Here is a 1,428-nt window from a genome sequence, read left to right as displayed (position 1 = left end):
GCCATTCTGATCCTCCCTTTTATATATTGTCCAAACTTATGCTGCCTAATCTGTCACCAGAATATGTAATCGCCTTTTCCGTGTTAAATAACTTCACCCGAAAGGTCACACTGGTTCCGCTTAAATATCCTCCTGCATCTGTAATCTTCTCCATCTGGCCATCAAAACAATAATAAGCTCCACCAGAAAAAATATATAGCTCCCCATCCACTTCTTTTATATAATTGATCAGGGTTGGCAGACCATATCCACCTGAGCCTTTTCTTGTTGTATTTCCGCTTTGGATTGCCCATTCAATACACTTACTGCCTGGCATCTCCGAATCTTGGTGGAACATTCTGACATTATCGATAATAGTCTTTCCAAAATCAATGATATTAATGCACAGATAGAATTCCCTTTTTTCATATATAATATCATACATAAAAAAGAAGGCTTCTTTATTACTATGATTTATAGAATTTGAGAATATTTCGCCAATCGTTGTTGATAAAAATTCTTTCAATTCCTTCTGGTTGATCGTCACATTTTTTTCTACCAACAAATTTGACATTTCTTCTACAGGCTTGGAAACCTGTGTGTCGCGCGTAAAGACATAATAATTTAGATTTGGATCTTGTATGATCTCAGTCAGATCCGCTACAGCAGCGAATTGGTTCCCGTGCATTCCATGAATACTAGGCAAGATCATAGATGAAAGTTCCTGATTCCATAAAGTTTTTTTTAAATGCAGCAAATACCTCAGTACAATATAAGTATATGCCTTTGTCAAATTATCATATTCTGCATCTTTTTCACAAGCAACGCAGACTTTTTTGACAGGACTTGTTGAGGCTATTTCTAAAAATTCATTCATAGCATACAAAAAATCAAAACCAAATTTCATTTTACGTGGTAGTTCAACAAGTAATCTACCAGACGTTAAAGTATACTTTATATCTACCATTACCAGCCCCACCACCAATTCTAGATAGTTTATGTTTCCATTATACAGTAATTTTTTTGATTTTCAAGCAATTTATCCTTTATTCTGTTTATAAGTTTGTGGTAATTGTTTATTTTTAAGCAATAAATTTTTCATCTCCTGCATCTGATATCTGCTGTAGTCCGGTTTTGCGTAGCTCTTTATATCCTCCAGGGACAGTCCCTGTTCATAACCATCCAACACCTGCTCGATCTGCCCCTCGTTCAGGTGTCCTATGAGCGCCACCAGCTTCCGCTCCGGATGTTTCCCTTTTGGCCGGCAGAGCGCTGAGACTTTGGACAGGATACCAAAGGGCCTCTTCTCTTCCCGGCCTCTATCTGCCGGCATCTGCTCCTTTTCCACTGTTGTTCTCTGGTCCTCCGTCTCCGCCTCTCCTGTTGCGGTCCCTTCCTGTCCTTCCGGTCCTGCCCCGGCCTTTTGCACCTCCCAGCCGGCCCTTTCCA

The 1,428-nt window shown here is 39.8% G+C and carries 2 protein-coding genes; both read right to left on the bottom strand.

The window, feature by feature from the left end; all coding sequences use genetic code 11:
- Positions 1 to 19 precede the first annotated feature (19 nt).
- Entirely contained in the window at positions 20 to 946 is a 927-nt protein-coding gene (locus WMO65_RS26140; RefSeq protein ID WP_349064862.1) for a hypothetical protein, read from the bottom strand.
- A gap of 72 nt (positions 947 to 1,018) precedes the next feature.
- On the bottom strand, positions 1,019 to 1,428 hold a 410-nt coding region (locus tag WMO65_RS26135), incomplete at its 5' end, for a hypothetical protein (RefSeq protein ID WP_349064861.1).

The sequence above is a fragment of the Blautia caccae genome (assembly GCF_040095955.1).
GTDB classification, from domain to species: Bacteria; Bacillota; Clostridia; order Lachnospirales; family Lachnospiraceae; genus Blautia; species Blautia celeris.
The sequence above is the reverse complement of the archived record's forward strand: the minus strand, read 5'-3'. Positions and strand labels throughout refer to the sequence as shown.

What these genes read in the sequence shown, in the direction of transcription:
- WMO65_RS26140 (WP_349064862.1), bottom strand. Translation starts at nt 946, where the DNA reads ATGGTAGATATAAAGTATACTTTAACGTCTGGTAGATTACTTGTTGAA.